The organism is Proteus sp. fly-1067, assembly GCF_040139345.1.
Lineage (GTDB): Bacteria > Pseudomonadota > Gammaproteobacteria > Enterobacterales > Enterobacteriaceae > Proteus > Proteus vulgaris_B.
On the sequence record NZ_JBEEUL010000026.1, the window covers coordinates 1 to 6,970 of the forward strand.

General features: G+C 41.3%; 7 protein-coding genes. All 7 read left to right on the forward strand.

Annotated features, from left to right (window positions below; all coding sequences use genetic code 11):
- The coding region (locus tag ABN217_RS18480; protein ID WP_349459751.1) for a phage tail tape measure protein at positions 1-2,847 on the forward strand (2,847 nt) is incomplete at its 5' end.
- A gap of 2 nt (positions 2,848-2,849) precedes the next feature.
- Complete coding sequence (locus tag ABN217_RS18485; protein ID WP_223672495.1) at positions 2,850-3,182, forward strand: phage tail protein; 333 nt, start codon at positions 2,850-2,852, stop codon at positions 3,180-3,182.
- The gene (locus tag ABN217_RS18490; protein WP_229579062.1) at positions 3,179-3,928 is read left to right on the forward strand and encodes a phage minor tail protein L; all 750 of its coding nucleotides are present in this window, start codon (positions 3,179-3,181) and stop codon (positions 3,926-3,928) included. Before ABN217_RS18485 ends, ABN217_RS18490 begins: the two co-directional genes overlap by 4 nt.
- Positions 3,929-3,933: 5 nt before the next feature.
- Positions 3,934-4,644 (forward strand): C40 family peptidase, encoded by a 711-nt coding sequence (locus ABN217_RS18495; RefSeq protein ID WP_223672512.1) that lies wholly within the window; start codon positions 3,934-3,936, stop codon positions 4,642-4,644.
- Positions 4,645-4,693: 49 nt separating this feature from the next.
- On the forward strand, positions 4,694-5,065 hold the full coding sequence (locus tag ABN217_RS18500) for a hypothetical protein (protein WP_223672494.1): 372 nt from the start codon (positions 4,694-4,696) through the stop codon (positions 5,063-5,065).
- Between the two features lie 48 nt (positions 5,066-5,113).
- Entirely contained in the window at positions 5,114-5,707 is a 594-nt protein-coding gene (locus tag ABN217_RS18505; RefSeq protein WP_349459752.1) for a tail assembly protein, read from the forward strand.
- A gap of 19 nt (positions 5,708-5,726) precedes the next feature.
- Positions 5,727-6,970, forward strand: a 1,244-nt coding sequence (gene gpJ, locus ABN217_RS18510) for a TipJ family phage tail tip protein (protein ID WP_349459755.1), incomplete at its 3' end; no start/stop codon positions are given.

The window sequence follows — 6,970 nt, forward strand, 5'->3', positions numbered from 1 at the left end:
TACAGCCGTGTTGCACAATCCATGCGTGATGCGGGTTATGCCTCAAGTGATGTTGCGAAAGTCACCGAAACCATTGCAACGTCATTAAAACTCTCTGGCGCCAGCGCTCAAGAAGCGAGTTCTGTTATTACACAATTGAGCCAAGCTTTGGCATCAGGCTTGCTTCGTGGCGAAGAATTTAATGCTGTGATGGAAAATGGTGGGCGATTAGCAAAAATGCTCGCTGATGGGCTTGGAACGACAATTGGTGGTCTGCGTGAGATGTCGCAAAATGGACTGCTCACGATGGATAAAATTGTTCCCATCCTGACGAATACGCAACAGTTACGTGCTGAATTTGCGCAGTTGCCTACAACGGTTAGTGGTTCGGCTCAGAAGATTGAAAATGCGTTCATGGCATGGATTGGTAATGTTAATGAAACATCAGGTGCTACTCGCACACTATCAACCGCAATGGAGGGGATCGCGAACAATATTGATGGTATAGCCTCTGTTTCTGGTGTGTTGATTGGTTTGGGGTTGGCTCGTTATTTTGGTGGGCTAACAACGAGTGTGGCGAATGCAACCATTGGGGTTGCGCGTGCAACAAAAAGTGAAATAGCCCATGCTCAAGCTCAATTGCAAGGTATAAAAATATCAACGGCTAGAGCAAGGGCAGCAGTCTATCGGGCTCAACAAGCAAGGTTAGCAGCACAAAGTGTTGAACAACAAGCATTAGCTGAGCGCCGATTAGCATCCGCGCAGGCAACGTTAAATAGAAATATTTCAGCTAGACGTACAGCGCAAGAAAACCTTAATAGAGTAACTTCAGTTGGAACACGCCTTTTGGGTGGTGCAATGGGGTTAATTGGTGGGGTTCCTGGTCTCGTGATGGCGGGTGCGACTGCTTGGTATATTATGCATCAGCGCCAGCAAGAGGCGAGAAGATCTGCCCTTGAGTATGCTAATACGTTAGATACTCTCAAAGAACGTATGCCCAACATGACTCTATCGCAGTCGCATGATGAGTCAAAAAATATAAAGAAAACGCTTGAAGTTCAAATTGAGGAATACGAAAAGCAAATTGCTAAAATCAAAAACATGGAGCGTGGCATAGTAAGTGCTCAACGTGAAGCGGATAACTTGCCGGAAGGTGTAGCAAGAGAAAGATTGCAATGGCGTATAAAGGAAACCGTATCTGCATTAGCAGTTGAAACTCAACGGTTGTCTCAAATGGAACAAGAGAAAGAAAGAACAACAAGCGCATTAAATGCGGTAGACAGCCAACGGAATTTTCTTATACGTCAGCAGGACTTAGAACAAAATAAAACCCATCAATCACTACTCTTAATGAATGCCGAGCAAACCAAATTCAATCAAATCATGAATATTGGTAATAGTGTCTTAGCGACTCGACAGGCATTAGTTAATATTCCAATGCGCATTCCCAATGCACCACTAGATGATAAACAGCAGACGCTAATAAATAACTCTGAACGAGAGAAAATCCTATCTTCATTAACGGGCGAAGCTAAAGTTATTAAACAAGCCGAATTTTCTGCCGATGATGTGGGGTTAACCAATACGCCTGAGCATGCCGAAAATCGTCAGAAATATATTAATAACCTAGTGACTGCTTTTCAAAATCGAGAAAAGCTAAATGAATCTCTTCAAACAGGAAAAGCAACACAAAGCGCCTATGAAAAGGCGCAGAAAGAAGCTGAAAGAACCGCAGAGCAATATGAGCGGAAGATAGCAGATTTAAGTGTGGCAACAGAGGTTCAGAAGGTTAGAGCTTCACAAGGTGAAAAAGCCGCTTCTCTTTATGCGGCATCACATGAAAATGGGGCTAAATGGACGGATAAGCAAAGAGAAGCGATTGAACGCTCATCTGTCGCTCTCGCAGAATGGACGCAAAAAGCAGATGATGCCGTCAAAAAGCATCGTGATATGGAAGAGGCTCGCAAAAAACTGCAAGAAGCCACAGTCAAATTTAACGATGAAGCCTCGTTAGCGACTCAAACCAATAGCATGAGTTCTCGAGAAAAAAGCTACTTTGAAGAAAGCCAGCAAATAGACCGTATCTACAATGAATCAGCAAAGAAAACAGAAGATATTGAAGCCAGATCTAAAGCATTAGATGCATTGGAAAATAAATATCGAAGTATTGCTCTTGCTGAATCTGAATGGACCGCTGGTTTAACGCGTGGAATGAAAGATTGGGTTGAAGAGAGTGGTAATTATGCTACTCAGACAGCCTCTGTTGTTCAAAATGCTATGGGTGGGATGGTGGACACGATCAGCGATAAATTAAATGGCAATAAAGCCAGCTGGAAAGATTGGTCTGTTAGCGTGTTGAAATCTATTCAAAATGTACTCATTAATGCTGCAGTAGTGAATAGTCTAAATGCAATGGCCGGTGCTGGTGGTTGGATGGGGGCTGTTGGTGGATTTTTAGGTGGTGTATCTGCCCATGCTAAAGGTGGGGTACATAGTTCAGAAAGCCTTGGTTCTTATAGTAATCAAATCGTTAGCTCCCCCACGTATTTTGCCTTTGCTAAGGGGGGCGCGCCTAATCTCGGACTCATGGGCGAGGCTGGGAGTGAGGCCATAATGCCATTAACCCGAACTGCAGATGGCAACTTAGGGGTTAGAGTTGTTGGTGGTAATAATCAAGGCACTACTTCAGCACCACAGGTTTACATTACCATTGACGGTAACGGTAATTCAGAAACTCAATCAACGAATGGATTCGAGCAGTTTGGTGCGGAGATTGGCCGATTTGTTGATAGCCGTTACCGAGAGTTAATGTCTAAAGATATCAGGCCGGGTGGTTTAATTTGGAATGCAACTCGAGGAGGCCGTTAAAAATGGAAACATTCACTTGGTGTCCGCGTGTAAATCCGACTGAAGATGTCTCTTACAACACAAGGAAAGTCAAGTTTGGGGATGGTTATGAACAAGTTTCTGGTAATGGTTTAAATTCACGCAGTCAGAAATGGTCAATGGAGTTTGTGGGTGATGATAATTACATTTCAGCTATCCGTCACTTTATTGATAAACACGCAGGAATAAAGTCATTTTTCTGGAAACCGCCTCTTGAGCCACTTGGATTGTATCGTTGTGATGAACACAAACTCATTCCGAATGGTGCAGGAAATTACACCCTTTCTTTGGTTTTTATTCAGGCATTTAAATCATGATCACAGCCGATTATCAAAAATTAGAGCCGGGCAATACTGTCCGGCTTTTTGAAGTTGATGGTACAGAATTTGGTGTTCCTAATATTCTGAGATTCCATGCATACAATATTCCCATCACGGAAGAGGAAATGCAAAAGGCTAAAGGAGAAATAGAGGCTAAGTCTATTTGGTGGCAAGGGAATGAATATGGGGCATGGCCAGTTAAAATAGAAGGGTTAGAGTCCTCTACAACGGGATCTAGTGCTAATCCTAAATTATCAGTGGCTAATTTAGATAGCTCAATAACCGCATTATGTCTGCATTATGATGATATGTTGAAAGCAAAAGTGATTATTCACGATACCCTTTCTCATTATCTCGATGCGGAGAATTTTAGTGATGGGAATGCTTCTGCAGATCCCACCCAAGAGCGAGTATCTGTCTTTTATATTGATAGTAAAAGTGCAGAAACAAATGAGTTTGTTGAATTTACACTGGCGAGTCCAATGGATTTACAAGGTGTGATGATACCCACTCGGCAACTACATTCAATGTGTACATGGTGTTTACGAGGGCAATATAAATCGGGAGATGGGTGTGATTATGCAGGGCAAAATGGTTATTTTGATAAACAGGGTAATCCTGTTGACGATCCATCACTAGACAAGTGCAGTGGTTTATTGAAAACGGGGTGTGTACCACGATTTGGTAAAAATAATCCACTTCCTTTTGGTGGCTTTGTCGGAACTTCATTGTTACGGAAATAATAATGATGCAAAAGAAAATACGAGAGGCGATATTTTCTCATGCAAAAAAGGAATATCCCAAAGAAGCATGTGGCGTTATCGTACAAAAATCCAGAGTAAAGACGTATTTACCTTGTGTAAATGTAGCTACAACACCTCAAGAGCACTTCGTTATTTCTCCCCAAGAATATGCATTATGTGAAGACCAAGGCGTCGTTATTGGTATTGTTCATAGTCATCCAGATGCTACGACTCAGCCTTCTGAGTTAGATCAGGCTCAATGTGATGCACTGGGTGTCCCTTGGTATATTGTCAGTTACCCCGAGGGGGATTTTCGTGAAATTCTTCCTCGAGGCGAACTTCCTCTTATTGGCCGTCCATTTGTGCTTGGTTTTACGGATTGCTGGGGCCTAATAATGAGTTATTTTAAGCAGACACATAATATTGTATTACCTGATTATCGTGTTGATTATCCGTGGTGGGAGCAAGGTGAAGATCGCTATATGGATAATTGGCAAGAAGCGGGGTTTATGAAAGTAGAAGGTGAACCACAAGTAGGCGATATGGTTGTTATGCAGGTTCAATCCAATGTTGCAAATCATGCTGGTATTATTCTGGATGATGGCATGTTATTACATCACCTTTATGGGCGATTAAGCCAACGAGTTCCTTATGGTGGTTATTGGCGTGATCGCACAGTTATAATATTGAAACATAAAATAGTCATGACAAATTAATTAACCATAGATACCCTTGTTAAGGTATTTCTACTATTGGGATGATGTCATGAAAAATATACTTGTTATTTTTATAGCGTTATTTATTTCGGGTTGTGTGGCAAGACCCACGATGATAGAAGAGCAAAATGCTGATTATGGTGAAAAACCTAGTAAAGAATTTTATGAAGGAAAAATAAAATCATATCAGGAAGGGCGTTTAAAAGATCCCATGTCAGCAATATACTCTTTCACTGAACCAAGAAAAGGATGGTGTATATTCGATGGTAAAGTCAATTTTGGCTGGATTGTTAATTACACGCTAAATGCTAAAAATTCATACGGTGGTTATGTGGGGGCTAAACCTGAATTCACTATAATAGTGGATGATGTATCATGGCATATGCCGTATCACTTAAAGAGTAATTGTAGCTACCAGTAATATTATACTGAATAACCCGCCAAGTGCGGGTTTTTTTATGGAGTTTTTATGCAAAAAGAAAAAATGGTAACAATAGAGTTAAGCGGAATATTAGGAAAAACATTTGGTAAAACTCATCAGCGCATAATTACGACAACATCAGAAGCAATCAGAGCACTTTGTTGTACCTTAAATGGATTTGAACAGTATTTAAATACCAGTAAATCACGAGGATTAACATACGCTGTATTTAAAGGGAAAAAGAATATCGGTGTTGATGATCTTAATTTCCCAATATCAGAAGAAATTATTCGTATCGTTCCCATTGTGGTGGGGAGCAAAAGAGGCGGTGTTTTTCAGACTATCTTTGGTGCGGTCCTTGTTGCTGCCGCTATATGGCTACCTTGGGGATCAGCATTATGGGCCAGTAACCTTTTATTTGCTGTTGGCGCATCAGTCGCTATTGGCGGTGTTATTCAAATGCTTTCACCTCAACCGAAAGGTCTTGCAATGCAAGATCAGGGCGAAAACAAACCTTCGTATGCATTTGGCTCTCCTACTAATACCGTTTCTCAAGGTTACCCAGTGCCAGTGCTTTATGGCGAAAGAACTATTGGTGGTGCCATCATTTCTGCGGGTATTTATGTAGAAGATCAGCAATAAATCTATTTGGAATAATTTAATGAGAAAAACAATTCACGGTCAAAAAGGGGGCGGTGGTAGTCCTCGTGTGCCTGTTGAGCAACCTGATGATTTACAGTCTATTGCTAAAGCAAAGTTACTCATTGCCTTGGGTGAGGGAGAATTTGCTGGAGAGTTAACGGCACAAAATATCTTTCTTGATGGTACGCCGTTAGAAGACACTGAAGGAAATGCAAATTTTAGTGGTGTAACGTGGGATTTTAGACCAGGCACGCAAGCACAGACTTATATTCAAGGATTGCCTAGCGCTGAAAATGAGATCAATGTTGGCTCTACGATTTCTAGTAAAACACCGTGGGTTCATACATTTACTAATTCACAATTATCGGCTATTCGGATTCGTCTAAAGTGGCCCTCATTATTCAAGCAAGAAGATAATGGGGATCTGGTGGGTAATGAAGTTAAATACGCGATTGATTTACAAACCGACGGTGGTAGCTGGAAAACCGTTATTGATAGTGCAGTAAAAGGGAAAACAACATCAGGTTATGAGAGAGCGCACAGAATTGATTTACCTGAATCGACAACATCATGGTCACTACGTGTTAGAAAAGTATCTAATGATGCTAATAGCAGTAAAATTGGTGATACGGTTGTTTTGCAAAGTTACACTGAAGTCATTGATGCTAAATTCACCTATCCTCATACAGCGTTACTTTATGTTGAATTCGACTCTAAACAATTCAACGGCTCTATTCCGCAAATAACGTGCAAACCGAAAGGGCGCATAATCCGAATACCCTCAAATTACAATCCTATTGATCGCACCTATACGGGAGTGTGGGATGGTTCCTTTAAATGGGCATGGACCAATAATCCCGCATGGGTTTTCTACGATATTGTTATCTCCGATAGATTTGGTCTTGGACAACGAATAAATCAACAACAGATAGATAAATGGGAGTTATACCGTATAGCGCAGTATTGTGATCAATTGGTACCCGATGGAAAAGGTGGTGACGGCACCGAACCTCGTTATGTCTGTGATGTTTATGTGCAAGATAGAAATGAAGCGTATAACGTGTTACGTGACTTTGCAGCCATTTTTCGTGGAATGACCTATTGGGGTGGTGGTCAGATTGTGACATTAGCGGATATGCCTCGTGATATAGATTATAGTTATACCCGAGCTAATGTGATTGATGGCAAATTTATTTATTCAAGCAGTAGCAGTAAAGAAAAGTATTCCACAGCATTGGTTTCGTATTCAGATCCGCAAAATGG

Excerpts from the sequence above, each read along its gene's own strand:
- ABN217_RS18500 (WP_223672494.1), top strand. The coding sequence starts at position 4,694 with ATGAAAAATATACTTGTTATTTTTATAGCGTTATTTATTTCGGGTTGT.
- ABN217_RS18485 (WP_223672495.1), top strand. The coding sequence starts at position 2,850 with ATGGAAACATTCACTTGGTGTCCGCGTGTAAATCCGACTGAAGATGTC.
- ABN217_RS18505 (WP_349459752.1), top strand. The coding sequence starts at position 5,114 with ATGCAAAAAGAAAAAATGGTAACAATAGAGTTAAGCGGAATATTAGGA.
- ABN217_RS18495 (WP_223672512.1), top strand. The coding sequence starts at position 3,934 with ATGCAAAAGAAAATACGAGAGGCGATATTTTCTCATGCAAAAAAGGAA.
- ABN217_RS18490 (WP_229579062.1), top strand. The coding sequence starts at position 3,179 with ATGATCACAGCCGATTATCAAAAATTAGAGCCGGGCAATACTGTCCGG.